Genomic DNA, 16,079 nt, shown 5'->3' with positions numbered 1-16,079 from the left:
GCGGAGCCGTTACTAGTTGATTAATACATATTCAATAACTTCATTTATAGGGGTGTTCTATTTGAAAAAACAATTCGTACAGTACAATGGTAAGCAATATATTCTTCTACACCGATATACTTCAGATTATTGTGAGATCCAGGATTCTTTTTACCAATATACAATTCTACTCGTTCATTTCTCCGAGCTTTCTTTAACAAAAAATCAGTAGCTCTGATGATTCTTTGAAGCGTTTTTGTAACGCTTTTTTTTACTTTATTCGAATGTAATGCATCATTTAGTCAAAACAGGCCAAGAACTTTGCCCTCTTACTTCCCCCGCTAATGTATGTAGCCATCCGTAAGACCTAAGTCGTAGAAAAAATTCAGTCTCCTCAAATCAAGAAATATATGGGATATTTAGGGAGAAAGTTCGAGAATAGGTTCCACGAGGGTTTCTCATGGTGTAATGAAAAAGCCATAAGAACCGTCCCCATGGTCCTTATATCTATTTAAAGGAGAGATGTTCCTATGTCAGTTTTCACAAAATGGGCTTTTCGGAATAAAGCCGCCGTCTCATTGTTGACTGTATTAATTTTAATCATTGGGGTCGTTAGTTATTTTCGATTACCGATGGAATTCTTGCCTTCTGCTGACAATCCGCAGGTAACCATTATTACTATGGGGCAAGGGACCGATTCAAAAACGATGGAGAGTGATGTCACTTCTCCTATTGAGCGAGCGGTCAACGGTATTAAGGGTAAGAACTCGATTTATTCCACCACAGGAGACGGATTTTCAAAGATTGATTTATTTTTCGAAGCCGGCTCTGACATGAAACAGGCAAAACTAGATGTTCAAGAGGCATTATCAAGTGTGACACTTCCAGCATACATATCAAAGCCTATCATTTCGCAGCTCAATACCTCCATGATTCCCATCTCCAACATCGCGATAACCTTTAAAGATGGCCTCACCAACGAAAACCTGGAATTAGTTAAAGATAAAATTGAACCAATGTACAAAGACATCGACGGTGTTTCCCAGGTTCAAACCTATGGTTTGGTTAATCCTGTTATCTCTGTCAAAATTGACAATCAAAAGTTAGCAGAAAACCAGCTATCCCTTCAGAGTGTCCTTGGAATTCTTCAAGGTCAAAACACCTCTCTTGCCATCGGAGAAAAGAATATTGACGGGAAAACTAGCAATATTAAGGTGATTGGCGACTTATCAAGTATAGAAACACTAAAAAACCTGCCAGTCGCACCAAATGTAACGCTTGAGGATATCTCATCCATTAAGGAAACTACACAATCCAATTTCCTAAACCGTTTCGATGGGAAAGAAGCATTAAGCATCAGTATTACAAAAGACAGCCATTCCAATGCTGTAACGATCAGTAAAGATATTGAAAAAGTAACCAAGGAAATCAACAAAAAATACGTTTCACCTTATTCTTACTCTCACGTTCCGGAGTAACGTTAAATATCTTAACAATCGGCGGAGTTGCGGTTGCCGTTGGGCGGCTTGTGGATGATAGTATCGTGGTTATTGAAAATATATACCGTAAAATGCAAACAGAGAAGTTTTCCGTGCAAATGGTCATTGATGCTACGAAACAAGTGGGTGCAGCGATTACGGCCTCCACGTTAACAACGGTCGCGGTCTTCCTGCCAATGAGTTTATTAAACGGCGGACTTCAGGAATTCCTTTTACCATTTGCCTTAACGGTTACCTATTCTCTACTGGCCTCCCTTTTGGTTGCACTAACATTGGTACCGTTAATGAGCGCTGGTTTGTTGAAAAACACGAAACTACCAGAACATAAACCAGCCGTACGTTTTCCAAAAGTAGTCAAATGGTCTTTGAATCATAAATGGGTTGTCTTTACGATTTCCTTGCTATTGTTTGCCGGATCAATAGGCGCATACTTTGCCGTACCGAAGGGTGTAGTGGATAATTCTTCTGCCGACTTTATTACCGCAACCTTGAAATATCCAAATGAAACACCTTTTGAAACGGTAAAGGAAAAGGCCATACAGCTTGAAAATTCAATTACGGCAATGGATGAAGTTGATTATATTTTTAACCAGGTCGGTACCTCAGCCGATTCCGCTCAATTTGGTCAAATTGGATCAGCTACCGAAGCCGTCATCAGTATCATGTTAAAAGATAAAGATGATACCGATAAGGTCCTAAAAGTAATTGAAGAGAAGAAGGATGACTATACAGAAGCTGTATTAGAAGTTGCCACAGCTTCGTTTATGATGGGTGGAGCTGGAACCTCGATTACCATAGATGTGATTGGTGAGGATATTGATCAACTGGAGCAAACCGCAAACAGTATAAAAGATAAAGTATCCGACATTGACGGTGTTGAAAAAGTAACAACGAATCAAGATGAAAAGAAAACCGTCTATTCTCTAGTTGTCGATCCTGCAAAAGGCAATACCCAGCAAATTGCCCAGCAGCTTGGTGTCATGCTAAATCAAACACCACTTGGAACCATCATGTTAAATGAAAAACAAACCTTAGTTGTGCTTGAGCCTTTACTAGACACGAAAACTGAAGACGACTTGAAAAACATTTCTATTATGACTGAAAGTGGAATGGTACCCGTTTCAGAGGTTGTAGCCTTAAAAGTGGCTGAGAGTTCAACCAGCCAATTCCATAAAGATGGAGAAACCTACCTTCGTGTCACAGCAACCGTCGACCCTGCTACGCTCTCTGAAATTTCGACCAAGATTAATGTAGAGATATTCGGTGACCAAAAAGACAATAAAGGAATGGACCTTCCTGAAGAGGTAGACGTTTTGATTGGAGGAGCAAGTGCACAGCAGATGGAGGATTTCACCGATTTATTCTTAACTATGCTTGTTTCCATCGGAATTGTGTTCTTGATTATGGTTATCACGTTTAAGTCGATTAAAGCACCAATCGCGATATTAACTTCCCTTCCATTAGCAGCCATCGGTGCAATTCTAGGAATCTTAATCAGCAGGATTTCCGTTGATATCACCGCCCTGCTTGGAGCGCTAATGTTGATTGGTATTGTCGTAACCAATGCAATTGTTCTGATTGACCGGGTTAGACAAAATGAAGAAAAAATGAGTATTCGCGAAGCGATTGTGGAGGCAACGGCTACGAGAATGAGGCCGATCATGATGACCGCCATCGCAACGATCTGTGCGATGATTCCACTCTTGTTTAAAGCATCACAGACTGGAAGCTTGGTTTCTCAAAGCTTGGCCGTTGTGGTAATTGGCGGGCTGGCTCTCGCAACGCTCTTGACATTAATCGTCATCCCATGTGTGTATGAATTATTGTATTTTAAGAAATCAAGGAAACAAAGAATGTCTGAGTCATCTAATCAACACATTCAAATGTAAAATGTAGTCTGTAATAGAGGTTCCGAAAACCTGCAAAAGCTAGTAATCTTGCGGGTTTTCGACTTTTTTGATAGGCTCTTTTAAACTGAATGTTGATTTCATTGTGTTTGGAAAATAAGCGGAAAATTTCCGTTTGAATTGGGAAATACCCATATTTCCTTAAAAATAGGCGAAGTTTTTCCGCTTATTTTATTCAAATCCTTGGAATTGGTCTTATTAAAAGCAGTTAGCCGGATTATCCTCGCATATAAATGCTTCTTAAGGTTCTTCTTTAAACAATGGCCGGAAATTCTCCGCCTATAATTCTCAACCCTACTTGTATTTGAATTCAATACACTAGTCTTAAGTTTGGTTGGTTTCGATTTTGTATCACTCTAGATTATTACATGTCCAATCTAGTCCATTTATTGTTCCAAAGGTGCCTTGTGTGCTTTTCTTATTTTTTCGCTAAGCTTTCTCTCAATTGGTTTTCCTTCCACATAACTGTAATACCGAATCCAATGACCATAATAACAGCAGCGAAAAGATAAGGATAGTCGATGTTTACGTCAAATAATATTCCACCCATCGCTGGCCCGCCGATATTACCTAGGCTCGTATAGGTTGAGTTCATACCAGCAACAAATCCTTGCTCTTTCTCGGCAGCTTTTGATAAAAAAGTCGTCAATGCTGGACGAAGCAAGTCAAATGCGAGGAAGATGAAGCAAGTTACCGCCAGCACTGCCAAAAAGCTAGAGATTACAGTGGACGCCACCGCCAATATTGCACCTACACTTAAACATAATTGGATAAGTTTCTTTTCACCAAGTATATCTACCATTTTTCCAAACATAAATACTTGAATAACAACACCGAAGATTGAGCTGATTGTAATAATAGCTGCAATCTCCTTCGGCGTGAAGCCAAATTTATGATCAGAAAATAGGCTGAAAACTGTTTCATATGCTGATAAACCGAAAGCAAGTACAAATACAATGATAAAGGCAGTAAAGTAACGTGGATTAAGTGATCTTTTAAAATCGCTTATAAAGTTTGTTTGTTTTGTATTAGCAGAGATTTCTTCAAGCTGTTCCTTTGTTAGCGGCTCTTTTAAAATAAATATTGATGATATGCATGCTAAAAAGGCAATGCCTGCCGCAAAGAAGAAGGGCATACGTATACCGTATTCTGCAATGAAGCCACCGATGGCAGGTCCGATAATAAAGCCAGTACTAATGGCTGCAGAAATATAGCCTATCGCTTTTGACCGTTCCTGTATAGATGTAATATCTGCAACATATGCAGTAACGCCCGGCATAATAAAGGCGGCACTAATACCCCCTAGAATCCTTGATAGATAAAGCACTGATACATTCGTGCCTAAACCAAAGATAAGTTCAGAAACGCCAAAAAGAAACAAGCCAATTATAATAATTTTCTTTCTGCCATAATGGTCAACCCATCGTCCTGCGAGTGGTGATATAAGTAGTTGTGCCACAGAATGTACGGCGACAAGATAGCCCATCGTTTTTCCCGATAAATGCATGATATTCATAAAAGACGGCATAACTGGGACAATGAGACCTATACCTAGAAATGCAATGAATAGATTGCTTAAAAGAATAATTAATACCAACTTTTGCTCTTTAATTGTTTTCTTCATATATAAACACCTCTTTTGTGTATAAACATTGATGTGGATACCTCTCCCAATACTGTCCAAGAGGCTTCTACTTTTTTAGAAGGTTTCGTTCAATAAATAATTAAGGAGCTCATGATTATCAACCACATAATCATGAGCTCCTTGTATCATTACAGAACAATTAAATGCTTAGAAACTGCACATATAAAATTAAGATTCACCATTAACCTGAGTTTCAAGATCAGAAGTTTATCCAACAAAAGGATGATTTACCACAAATCGGATGCCAAAAAAATCTTGTCTTTCCACTCATATAAGATTAAAACTATAATTACTGTCTCCTCTGTTTCTTTAAAGTGAATATGATTCACCGTCATCAGGTACTAAAACATGTGAGGAGATTCCTTTTTCATTAATAAAGCTTTTTAATTCTTCTTTTGATAATGTCCAATGATTGACAGCTTCCATATGGACAGAAATGATTTTTGCATCTGGAGCAGCTTTATAAACTTCATAAATGTCATCTTTCCCCATAATTAGAGAACCACCTTCAGAGAGTTGAACATCCCCGCCGTTGACAACAATGATTTCTGGTTTGTGTGTTTCAATTACTTCCCGAACAGCTTCATACCAAACAGTATCTCCAGCTACATATAAAGTTTTCTCATTTGAGTGTTTGAAGACAACGCCGCACACTTGACCAGTAACCTTTAAGATTTCGCCTCTTCCATGCTCGCCTTTTGTTTTAATTATTTGGATTCCTTCAAAGACTGTATTCTCTTGTAAAACCTCTACATTTTGGAAGCCTGCAATTCGAATCTCAGTCGCATCTTCTTCATTTTGGGAAAATATTTTAATCTCTTTGGGCAGCGCTTCTTTAGCAGCATCATCCCAGTGGTCATAATGAAGATGAGTGACAATAACAGCATCAACATCATGAATGATATCGTCAATGGATATTGGTAAACTCACTAAAGGATTCTTTGAGTTGTTTTGTCTTAATGAAGGGAAAGGCGGGTAAGTCCCTTTTTCTGATAACATTGGATCGATTAAAAACTTCTTCCCCGCATATTCAACGACAATTGTTGCATTACGAATTTGATGTATATTCATATTAATTAACTCCTTTATCTTTTGAAATTTCCTCTGAACAATGTATAGTCTAAACTATGGAACATGACAGATACATAGATTAAGTAAAGTCTTTTGGCGGTTTGACTTTATTTATGAAAGGAGTTAAATAAATGTTAGATATCACAGATATGCATATCTTGAAGGAACTAACTAAGAACAGTCGGATTACAATGAAAGAATTGGGTGAAAAAGTCCATTTGACTGGACCGGCTGCTTCAGCTAGAGTGGCGAAATTAGAGGACAATGGGATTATTGAGGGGTACACCATTAAAGTGAATCAAGTAAAAATGGGCTGTCTTGTTCACGCAATTATACATATTTATACGAAAAGCACGAATCATCAACCTTATCTGTCGTTTTTAAAAGAACACAATCAATTCATCATAAACAACTACAAAGTCAGTGGAGAAAGTTGTTATCTTCTCGAATGCAAATTCCCAAGTAATGAAATATTAGATGAATTCTTGACTGGTTTGAGCAATTTGGTGGGCTACAAATTATCCATTGTTATTAACAAATAGTACATCAAAAATCATGCGACATTGTGAAGGAATACACTTAAACAAACGGAGGCATTAATCCATGAAGGATTGATGCCTTTTAAGTTGAAGTTACTTATTGTATGTAGTGTTTAGAGGAAATATAAGATCATCACACAAAGAAAAATCCCTTTTTACTAAACTTAGAAAAGGTTCTTATTATTCAAGAAAGCTCACCTTTAGTTCAACAATTTGGCTTGATACATTTTATCCCGGTATTCATAAGTTATGATAATATCTCCAACAGACATCGCTGGTGTTATTTGACCACTTACTCTGACCATTAGATTTTTGTTAATTACTTCATAATCAATAATGGTCCAAATTATATCCTCTAACACTCACCTGCCACTTTAGTGGAACAACGAAAAAAAGCTGCCGAAGCAACTAAATCGTTGTAAAGCAAACGCAGCCGTTTACGAAATTAGAAAAAGTTTTACCTAATCTGTTCTTGTATCTTTTGAATAACTTCTTTATAAAAAGAAATTTGATGTGGAACGAATTTATCTCTGTTAACTTTCTCCTCAATTATTAGCGTATTTCCATCATAATTTACCTCAAATCCACTGATTTCAATTTCATCTCTTTCACCAAACCAAAGTTGAGCAAAATCAGTAAATTTGGCTCTTACAATTCCTGAAACTTCTTCTGCTTGAAGTGTAAAGTTATCAAAGCTATTTTCGTACTTATATAAAAAAACATTTGCAAATTCTTTATCAATGAAATTTTCTCTGACAACACAATAATTTATAATACCCAGCTGAATTAAATCCTCAAAATCAACATCTATTCCTATTTCTTCTTTTATTTCTCTTACTCCATCAATAACCTTTTCATCAGCTAATAAATGTCCAGCAGCAGTAATATCTAATAGATTAGGATAGTCTTTTTTATTTTTACTACGAAGCTGTAAGTATATATAATCTATTCCTTGCTCATTACTGACAAACCAACAATGAAATCCTTCATGCCAATATCCAATCCTATGTACATCACTCCGAGAAGCAATACCAATTTGGTTTCTATTCTCATCAAAAATCTTTAATTTCTCTTGTTCTCCCATAAACGTTTCCCCTAATATTTTCTATTCTCACAAACATTACTTCAAATGAAATAACTGATTTTAAAACTTTTTTTAATGAATAAGATTATAAATAATTTCGGAACTATCAGGAGTTAAAAGGAATAACGAAGTAGCAATCAATAATATTCCAAAAACAAACAGATATAAACTTTTCTTTACAGACCGAGAAACAACCCATTTAATGCTACCTCCTACCAGCAGAACAACACCTATAAACAGGATGAGCAAATAATAAAATCCCATTAAGATTACTCCCTTCAACTTTTTTTTTTCAAAAGTTATTAACTTTATTATACATAGTAATTTTATATATATAGATTATCTAGGTATATATAAAGAATAATACATGAAAACATTTAAGTAAATAACTTTGTATATTTTTCCTTTTCCTTAGCATTGTCTTTCTTAAATTGTCCTACGACCTTTACATTATTTATATATCGTTACCGTTACTTTCAATTTCTTTAGTTATTTTTTTGGCTATTACCAAACATTTATCATAATCCAGACTAAATTGTTTGTTCCATTCCTTAACGTAACCCTCTAATACATTTTGAATATAATATGCTAAATCTTCTGGGTTAGATTTATTACTGTTATTGGAACCTTTTATACACTTGTATATTTCGAATGTCTCTATACCGAAGAGATAAAAAAAATAATTGAAGAATGGAATCCATATGGTCTAAAAGACAGTATCTATCAACCGAAACTATCAATATACTGCATTACCCTTCCTCCTCAGATATGTTTTGTTCACTTTAGCATGATTAATGTGCTAGTTGGTTGTTTTCTACAAAAGAAGATATAACGTTACAATTTTTTCTATCAAGATCCGATGGCTGTAATTCCCATAATAAAACACCACCCTTCCCCTATAATAAAATGTAGAGTAAGGACGGTGCTTGGCTTTCATTATTTATTTTCGTCAAGGTAAGTTAAAGTAGCAACACCAATGTTTTAGCTGCAATTAGCATTCCTTATTGAAGGAATGCACCCCTATAGTTTAATAGCAATAGGTAAGACTTTGAGGTAATCTCCGTCTTTTCCCCTGCTCCACACCCAACGTGCGATTTTTACCGCATTAGGCGTTCCATCTTATTCTTTTAGACTAAAGCAATTAAATTACAAACTTTACGAAATTGGTTTAGCTTCTTCAATTGTTTTCCATCTAATTGAAGAATGTTCCTATATCGTTCAATCGTCGTTTCATTAGTAGCGTGGATTAATCTATGTACATCTTCATGCACGATTACAAGATTGCTAAATTCATCGGTGCCACCCATATGTCGGGGTATCTTATGGTGACAGTGCAACTTATCGGATGTCAAAAATTCTCCTGTTACTGCACATTTTCCTAGTTGCATAGAGTATCTTGAGATTCTGTTATCTGCAAATTCTAAGTTGTCTTTACCGTAAGGTATTTGTAACATCTTGTTAATTTCTATGGCAATGTCAGCCCTAAGATTCTGATGAAGTTTAAGCCTTCCTTCTTTTGTATAGTCACATATATCTTGACTGAAGTTCATAGCATTGCTTGTTTGTGTATCTCCTAGCGGAAATAAGTACAGACCAGCAATTTTATACGTTTTGAAATTATTTTTATGAAGTCTCTTATATGTTTCTGATGGATTAATGGGTTTTCCATACTTCCCAATGGATTTTAGACGATTGTACATGGTTTTCGTTAGATGATAGGCTATTTTTCCAAAATCAATATTGATGTGAGTTGCGACCTTGAAGTAATTTTTTATTCCGAGAATATAAGAGTTATAATCCAAAACAGTTTTTGGTGTTGGCTTATTTTGAATCAAGCGAATTAAATATCTGAGTTTTTCTATTATGTTTTTCTTCTTTCTATCCATAATGTGTGTATTGGCTACATATTTATTACGCTTGGTTACTGCTTTGAGAGAAAAACCTAGAAAATCGGATGTTCTCTTTCTTAGATTGGTAATCGCTGATTTCTCGGTAGATATATCAAGGTTCAATTGATTTTTTAAATAACCTTTGGCAGCGTGATATATCCTAATAGCTGATTTATTAGAGTTTGTGAAAATCTTGAAGTCATCTGCATATCTGACGATATACATTTGTTTGAGATTTGTTTTCTTTAACGCTCTTGTCTTACTATTAGGTGCATAAGAATGTTTTAGTTTTAAGCATTCCCATTGGTTAGCTATCCACCAGTCTAAATCATTTAAAACAATATTCGATAGAAGAGGGGATAGGATACCTCCTTGCGGAGTTCCTTTGGTTGGAACACCTATGCCTTTTATTGGTGCCTTTAGCATTTTTGAGACAATAGCTAAAACTCTTTTATCCCGTATACCTATACTGTACATTTGTTTAATTAATTTTGAATGGCTTACATTGTCAAAGAAACCTTTTATATCAATATCTACTACATGATGTAACTTCACATTATTGACTAAGAACTGACATCTAGCCATTACATGATGGGTTGACCTATTTGTTCTGAAACCGTATGAATGGTGATAAAACTTAGCTTCGCAAATTGGCTCTAATACTTGTTTAAACATCTGTTGTATTAATCTATCTCTCATAGTTGGAATACCTAATGGTCTTTTCTTTCCATTAGGCTTAGGTATTTCAACCCTTCGTACTGTTTGGGGTTTATAATTTATGAGTGATATTCGAATTCCTTCGATAAATTCATCAACATTTTCAATCTTGTATTGGTCAATTGTGATACCGTCAGTTCCAGCTGTTTTTGAACCTGTATTCGCTTTGATGTTTCGAAAGGCTAATAGGATATTTTCTTTCGATATGATATTTTCATATAGCCTTAAACCCTTAGTGGCATTGTTTTTACTTCGCTCGTAAAGGTCATCGAATATATCTTGCATATTATAATATTCTGCATGTCGTAAAGCTGTACTCACTGATGGATTGTTTCTCCTTCCTTGCGGAAAATCCCATCATCTTACTCGAACCTGTGAGTTTCATTAAATTGATTTGCCTTCAAAGAATAAGACTTGGGACCATCCCTCCACGCTCGTTACACGTTTCATTGGTACTATATCCCTACTTTCGCAAGAATAAAGTCATTTCGATCTTATCTTATAGACACCATCCTGATAGTAGTCATTTATTAATGGATGTTTCTTACTTACAACGTTCCAATTAACCTAGCTTTACATATATCCGTAGGTGCTTACTTTAAGCCTGTCAATCCTATATCCTCATTTGTTAGATATACCGAGGTTCCTATATACTAATCGTACTTTTCGGTGTTTGACCCTGCGTTTACAGTATACGTCTTTCGAACGTATCAAAAATCTAGACCCGTACATTCGTGAGTTCGTCAGTCCTATTATTGGACATTCTCACCTTAGATATTTTGTAGCATCCCGACCTATCGTCAACCATATTCTATGTAGAACTTAGGTTCACTTCAGCCGACTTTACCTAGCTTCATACAATTCAGGCTACTACCGTTCCTTGCATGTAGGAGTATCAGATAACTCGTTTCAGCTCAACATGACGGCTTTCATTCCGAGTTTCGGTTAATCAGTTGTGATTGCTTTATAGCAATCCTCCTATTTCGTGTTTAAGCACTTATAAGGAAACGTTTCGCACAGTACATTTATTTACAAACAAGGTTAATTTCATAAAGGTGCAAATACGCACCCAGCTAGTTTAAACACGTTCAAGCTTTTTAAATGGTCTGTGAGGTAATTCAACTCGGATGGTATCTCCCAGTTTCACTTCTCCACTTTTTAATATAACTCCCATTATTCCTGCTTTTCTTAATAGATTTCCATCTGAATCCTTATCCAAAACAGCATTTAAAAGACCCGGTTTAAAATTATTAATTTGAGCACAAGGATTTCGTAAGCCTGTTACTTTAATAATTGCAGACTCACCTATAAATAATATCGTGTCCGTTGGTAAATCAAGAAGGTTTATTCCGACAGTTGTAATATTTTAACCCAATTGTCCAGGTTTAATATTAAAACGGTCTGCTAACTCTTCAAATAACTCATTTTGAATTAAATGCACTTGTCTTAGGTTCGGTTGGTTTGGATCTTGAGCCACTCTCGAGCGATGTTTAACTGTTGAACCAAAGTGTGCATCACCTTCGACCCCCAAACCCTTCACTAATTTTATAATATCTTGATTTTTTTTACTAAACGTATGTTTCTTACTTAAACTAACCGCAATGACTGTTCCTAAAATTGAACTCTCTTTTTTTTCATCAAACATTCAATCCTCACAGCCTTCCTTTTGTTAATCCCTGTTTGTTCATATTCAATCAAGGGTTAAACTATTCCTTCTTCCACTAACCTGCATCTTTAGTTTAAGTACATTCCTTCACATATTTATTACACAAATACGCTTGTATCATTATTGATGGTATATAAAAAGAGTAATTTTCAGCTACTGATATTAATAATATACGAGAATGGTTTTAACCATATTTTTACTCTTCATTGCAATAAGGGGTTGCAATATTAGGGAATTTTCTGTAAATTATAGTTAAAAAGGGTGAACCATCATGAATATTGCAGAGGTAAATGATCAGATTAGATCAAAAAAAGGAATTATCGGGATTGTGGAAAAGGTTTATGAAAACTCTGTAATGATTAAAATACATATAAATCCTACGGATATATTTTATGAAAATAATGTAACCGTTATCAATCATAAAAACTACCAAGTTATTAAAAAAGCAGCATTACAATTATAATAAAAGCCAGGACATTAGTTTAAATTAAGAAATTGTTATGATTGGAGAAAATAAACACCTTCCCTTTTAGTGTATGTATTCCGTTCTCGGATTTTGCAAATACAAAAATCATAATATTTTTGATTTTCACATAATGTTAACAAACAAAATAAAACGAATAATGTTATAATTTGCGAAAGGGTTTACAATTATTGGGGGTTTGAGGTGGATTGGATAATGAATTTCTATGAAAAGTTACCTGTTGAGTTTTTAATACGTTTTTATAATGAAATTATTAAAAATATTGAAAAAGGAATTCTAACGAAAAATATGTATTATGAATTAGGATTATTTCTGTTGCTAATCGGAGAGGAATTTCCTTAAACCCACCCTCTGATTTTATTGAAATGATTAATCAACAAGCCTTAAATGATTTATTACAATCATACCAAGATGGGATAGTGTGTTGTTGCCATATTGCCTAACCCTCATTTTTTTTTGTTAAAATTGACTAAATTGAATTCTCATAAATAATAACTGACTTTAAATATTACAAATTGGTGCTACCAAAAAGGTAACACCTTTTTTATAACGGTTTCCGTTTCCTATCACAAAACCCTAAAATGCAATCGAAAATGTAGCTCAATTTGTACTGCCTTTTGTATACGTTTTTTGCAATAAAAAGTAAAGGGCTCAGTTCACACTGAGCCATTTTTTAGTATTCATTTTTCAGATGATTTTTTTTAGTAAAGCACCCGTTTGTTTAAGTACAATTCTTCACAAGCTTAAAATGAATCTCCATTTTAATTCTTTAGTCTTAAATACCAAATAAGCAGCCCCAAAAAAGTGGGGCTGCTTCAATACAAAGATTTTCTTTTTAGAGTTCTTGAATGGTTGGACGAACAATCATCTCATTAATCGCTACATCTGATGGTTGTTCAATTGCAAATCCAATGGCACGAGCAATGCTTGCAGGCTCGATTCCAATTTTGCTATCTTCAACGATGGCAGATTTTAATTCTGGATCTGAAATGGCTTCTAGCAATTCTGTTGTAATAGTTCCTGGCGAGATAATGGTTGTACGAATATTGTTGCTAGCCTCTTCTATACGAAGACCTTCTGTAATAGCACGCACAGCAAACTTTGTACCACTATAAACTGCACCAGCAGGGAATACTAAATGACCAGCGATGGAGGAAACATTAATGATATGTCCTTCTTTTCTTTCTCTCATGGACGGAAGAACAGCAGAAATACCATAAAGAACACCCTTGATGTTCACATCAATCATCGTATCCCATTCATTTATTTTTTTCTGATGAACAGGTGATAGCGGCATTACTCCTGCATTATTGACCATTACATCAATCTTTCCAAACTCTTTAAGAGCATATTCAGCCAACTCTTCCATTTGTTCATGAGAGGCAACATCCGTCACTTTATAAATAGCTTGACCGCCATAATTTTGTATCTCTTCTTGTAATTTCTTTAATCGTTCTTCTCGACGAGCCGCCAGTACCAGCTTCGCACCTTTAGAGGCAAGTTCTTTTGCAGTAGCTTCTCCAATCCCACTAGAGGCACCAGTAATAATGACAACCTTATCTTGGATATTTGACATATAATTAATTCCTTTCTTAATACAAACGTGATAAAAAACAGTCACTTTACTTTTACGGTTTTATTCTTCGATATTAAACCATGGACCTGAAGCTTGAATTATGCCCCAAAGTTTTTCTGGGAGCTCCAGATTGCTTACTTTTGAAATCTTAATGGATGTCTCAATTTCAGCTTCTTTTCCATTCTGAACCTTTTCTACCCAGTCTGGATTCATGATTAATCCATGACCAACTGCTGCTAAGGATAGACCCTTACCTAATGCTGTTGCAACATTATCAGCAGTTACCATAGAACCAGCAGCCATTACAGGAACTCTGCCGTTTACATGTTCAACAATTAATTCAAGATATGTTTTTTCATCTTGACTATCGACTGGCTTTGAAGAAAGAGCATCAGCCAATGAAGCATGTACATAATCAACATCTTCTTCAATCAGGCGATTAATTAATTCATACGTATCCTTCATTCTCAAACCGCCTTCTTCATGTTCATCAGGAGATATTCTGTATCCTAAAATAAACGGCTTTGTTGCATGCTTCTTAATCACATTTTTCAATTCCTCTACGACTGCCAATGGGAAACGCAAGCGACTTTCTAAAGAGCCACCCCATTGATCGTCACGTTTGTTGAAGAAAGGAGAGAAGAAGTTTTGAAGTAAAAATCCGTGAGCACCGTGAATTTCAACTCCATCAAAACCAGCTTCAATGGCTCGTCTGGTTGTTTCTCCAAACGCATGAATCACTTCCATAATTTCATCATGTGAAAGTTCTCTAGGTAATACTGAAGGAGCAAATCCAGTAGCTTCAGTCTCTACAGCACTGGAACTAACCACCTCACCATTTGGAGTTAAAGATGGTAGTGCTTTGTTACCTGCATGGAAAATCTGAAGTAACGCAGGAGCTCCACCACTTTTCGCAGCATCAGCCAATTTTCGCAGACTTGGAGTAAATTTATCGTCATAAGCAGCGAATTCGTGCGTAAAACCTATACCGTTTTGTTGTACATGAGTACAGCCAGTGATAACAAGTCCTACTCCATTGACTCTTCTTTTAAAATAGTTCACTTCTTCATCTGAAATGGTGTAATCATCATTACTGGACCAAGTTGTCATTGGAGCCATAACGACTCTATTTTTAATGGTGATACCATTTTTAAATGTAAGTGATTCAAATAGGTTGCTATATTTTGAGTTCATTTTTTAACCTCTTTCTATTTGTTTATTTATTATTTTGTAAAGGTTTATCACCCTTGATGTGTTTAACTGGTGCAAGAATAGATTAATCCTTGGAGTGCACTCTAAGGCAAGGGTTTTATCATTTGTATTTTTTCCCATAAAAATATGATTGCGAAAGCCGTCTGTATGAGATTTATCAAAAAATCGCAAATAGAAAAAAAACAACTAGTAACTTAATTTGTAGAGAAACAGTCTCCTATTTCATTTTCATAATAATTAATTTTATTATCCAGATGCTCTAAACTTTGACGAAGCTTCTCAAAGTCTTCCACTACTTTTTTTCGATGATTTTTAAGTAGGGCTAACCTATCTTCCAATGTTTCATCCCCAACATGTCCCCACATGGCAAATTGCTTCATATCTTTTAGAGACATCCCCGTATTTTTTAGATGGAGCAATGATTCAATCCACAATTTATTTTCATCCGAATAGATTCTGACATTGTTATCGTCTCTGTTTACTTTTATTAATCCTTCCTTTTCATAAAACCTCAAGGTATGATCGCTTAACCCAACGATTTTAGAAAATTCTCCAATGGAATATGTCAATTTAACCGCCTCCATTAAATCTGATATGTCTATATCTTCCTTCGTAACACAATGTAAGAGTAATACTTAGAGTGTACTCTAAGTCAAGGGATTATATTTGTTTATGGCGCACTAACATTTTTTAGATTAATTTGGTTTCGTCAGGGCAATAAAAAAGGAAAACTCGCCAATACTACGAATTTCCCTTTTTTATAGTAATCCCATTCCTTATTCAACTAAACTGCCCGTTCGTATTATAAGGT

Annotated in this window: 15 protein-coding genes; 5 read left to right on the top strand and 10 right to left on the bottom strand. The window is 35.4% G+C overall.

The features are described 5' to 3' along the window. Positions 1-509 precede the first annotated feature (509 nt). Both H0184_RS28050 and H0184_RS27070 read left to right on the top strand, forming a co-directional pair. The gene (locus H0184_RS28050; protein WP_313771836.1) at positions 510-1,457 is read left to right on the top strand and encodes an efflux RND transporter permease subunit; all 948 of its coding nucleotides are present in this window, start codon (positions 510-512) and stop codon (positions 1,455-1,457) included. Next, a complete protein-coding gene (locus H0184_RS27070) occupies positions 1,418-3,367 on the top strand; it encodes an efflux RND transporter permease subunit (protein ID WP_313771837.1) in 1,950 nt (649 codons plus the stop codon). The genes H0184_RS28050 and H0184_RS27070 overlap by 40 nt, the downstream gene beginning before the upstream one ends. A gap of 436 nt (positions 3,368-3,803) precedes the next feature. Here H0184_RS27070 and H0184_RS27065 read toward each other — a convergent pair whose 3' ends face one another. Together H0184_RS27065 and H0184_RS27060 are read right to left on the bottom strand one after the other, a co-directional pair. Continuing rightward, entirely contained in the window at positions 3,804-5,009 is a 1,206-nt protein-coding gene (locus H0184_RS27065) for an MFS transporter (RefSeq protein ID WP_221831018.1), read from the bottom strand. 330 nt (positions 5,010-5,339) lie between these two features. Then, positions 5,340-6,101, bottom strand: coding sequence for an MBL fold metallo-hydrolase (locus tag H0184_RS27060; RefSeq protein WP_221831016.1), 762 nt, complete (start codon positions 6,099-6,101; stop codon positions 5,340-5,342). A gap of 131 nt (positions 6,102-6,232) precedes the next feature. Here H0184_RS27060 and H0184_RS27055 point away from each other — a divergent pair, with 131 nt between their 5' ends. Continuing rightward, complete coding sequence (locus H0184_RS27055; RefSeq protein WP_221831006.1) at positions 6,233-6,643, top strand: Lrp/AsnC family transcriptional regulator; 411 nt, start codon at positions 6,233-6,235, stop codon at positions 6,641-6,643. A gap of 197 nt (positions 6,644-6,840) precedes the next feature. On the opposite strand, the gene H0184_RS27050 is transcribed toward H0184_RS27055, so the two are convergent. From H0184_RS27050 to H0184_RS27915, 5 genes are all read right to left on the bottom strand, one after another. Then, entirely contained in the window at positions 6,841-7,002 is a 162-nt protein-coding gene (locus tag H0184_RS27050; RefSeq protein ID WP_221831004.1) for a hypothetical protein, read from the bottom strand. A 95-nt stretch (positions 7,003-7,097) separates the two neighbouring features. Continuing rightward, the gene (locus H0184_RS27045) at positions 7,098-7,724 is read right to left on the bottom strand and encodes an NUDIX hydrolase (RefSeq protein ID WP_221831002.1); all 627 of its coding nucleotides are present in this window, start codon (positions 7,722-7,724) and stop codon (positions 7,098-7,100) included. 1,127 nt (positions 7,725-8,851) lie between these two features. Beyond that, the gene (gene ltrA, locus H0184_RS27040; RefSeq protein WP_221831000.1) at positions 8,852-10,651 is read right to left on the bottom strand and encodes a group II intron reverse transcriptase/maturase; all 1,800 of its coding nucleotides are present in this window, start codon (positions 10,649-10,651) and stop codon (positions 8,852-8,854) included. A gap of 757 nt (positions 10,652-11,408) precedes the next feature. Further along, entirely contained in the window at positions 11,409-11,693 is a 285-nt protein-coding gene (locus tag H0184_RS28140) for a hypothetical protein (protein WP_396953626.1), read from the bottom strand. Positions 11,694-11,696: 3 nt separating this feature from the next. Continuing rightward, positions 11,697-11,975, bottom strand: a complete 279-nt coding sequence (locus tag H0184_RS27915) for a hypothetical protein (RefSeq protein WP_260631820.1) — start codon at positions 11,973-11,975, stop codon at positions 11,697-11,699. 292 nt (positions 11,976-12,267) lie between these two features. Here H0184_RS27915 and H0184_RS27030 point away from each other — a divergent pair, with 292 nt between their 5' ends. Together H0184_RS27030 and H0184_RS27025 are read left to right on the top strand one after the other, a co-directional pair. Beyond that, on the top strand, positions 12,268-12,459 hold the full coding sequence (locus H0184_RS27030) for a DUF2187 family protein (protein ID WP_221830998.1): 192 nt from the start codon (positions 12,268-12,270) through the stop codon (positions 12,457-12,459). A gap of 216 nt (positions 12,460-12,675) precedes the next feature. After that, on the top strand, positions 12,676-12,822 hold the full coding sequence (locus tag H0184_RS27025; protein ID WP_221830996.1) for a hypothetical protein: 147 nt from the start codon (positions 12,676-12,678) through the stop codon (positions 12,820-12,822). A gap of 493 nt (positions 12,823-13,315) precedes the next feature. On the opposite strand, the gene H0184_RS27020 is transcribed toward H0184_RS27025, so the two are convergent. The 3 genes from H0184_RS27020 to H0184_RS27010 form a co-directional block, all read right to left on the bottom strand. Further along, entirely contained in the window at positions 13,316-14,056 is a 741-nt protein-coding gene (locus H0184_RS27020) for an SDR family oxidoreductase (protein WP_221830994.1), read from the bottom strand. Positions 14,057-14,116: 60 nt separating this feature from the next. Further along, entirely contained in the window at positions 14,117-15,250 is a 1,134-nt protein-coding gene (locus tag H0184_RS27015) for an NADH-dependent flavin oxidoreductase (protein ID WP_221830992.1), read from the bottom strand. Positions 15,251-15,462: 212 nt separating this feature from the next. Then, on the bottom strand, positions 15,463-15,837 hold the full coding sequence (locus tag H0184_RS27010; RefSeq protein ID WP_260631819.1) for a MerR family transcriptional regulator: 375 nt from the start codon (positions 15,835-15,837) through the stop codon (positions 15,463-15,465). Positions 15,838-16,079 lie beyond the last annotated feature (242 nt).

The organism is Neobacillus niacini (genome assembly GCF_019749295.1).
Classification (GTDB): domain Bacteria; phylum Bacillota; class Bacilli; order Bacillales; family Cytobacillaceae; genus Neobacillus; species Neobacillus niacini_D.
The sequence above is the reverse complement of the archived record's forward strand: the minus strand, read 5'-3'. Positions and strand labels throughout refer to the sequence as shown.

Coding starts and splice junctions, on each gene's coding strand:
- H0184_RS28050 (WP_313771836.1), top strand. CDS start 510: ATGTCAGTTTTCACAAAATGGGCTTTTCGGAATAAAGCCGCCGTCTCA.
- H0184_RS27065 (WP_221831018.1), bottom strand. CDS start 5,009: ATGAAGAAAACAATTAAAGAGCAAAAGTTGGTATTAATTATTCTTTTA.
- H0184_RS27060 (WP_221831016.1), bottom strand. CDS start 6,101: ATGAATATACATCAAATTCGTAATGCAACAATTGTCGTTGAATATGCG.
- H0184_RS27055 (WP_221831006.1), top strand. CDS start 6,233: ATGTTAGATATCACAGATATGCATATCTTGAAGGAACTAACTAAGAAC.
- H0184_RS27045 (WP_221831002.1), bottom strand. CDS start 7,724: ATGGGAGAACAAGAGAAATTAAAGATTTTTGATGAGAATAGAAACCAA.
- H0184_RS27915 (WP_260631820.1), bottom strand. CDS start 11,975: ATGTTTGATGAAAAAAAAGAGAGTTCAATTTTAGGAACAGTCATTGCG.
- H0184_RS27030 (WP_221830998.1), top strand. CDS start 12,268: ATGAATATTGCAGAGGTAAATGATCAGATTAGATCAAAAAAAGGAATT.
- H0184_RS27025 (WP_221830996.1), top strand. CDS start 12,676: ATGAATTTCTATGAAAAGTTACCTGTTGAGTTTTTAATACGTTTTTAT.
- H0184_RS27020 (WP_221830994.1), bottom strand. CDS start 14,056: ATGTCAAATATCCAAGATAAGGTTGTCATTATTACTGGTGCCTCTAGT.
- H0184_RS27015 (WP_221830992.1), bottom strand. CDS start 15,250: ATGAACTCAAAATATAGCAACCTATTTGAATCACTTACATTTAAAAAT.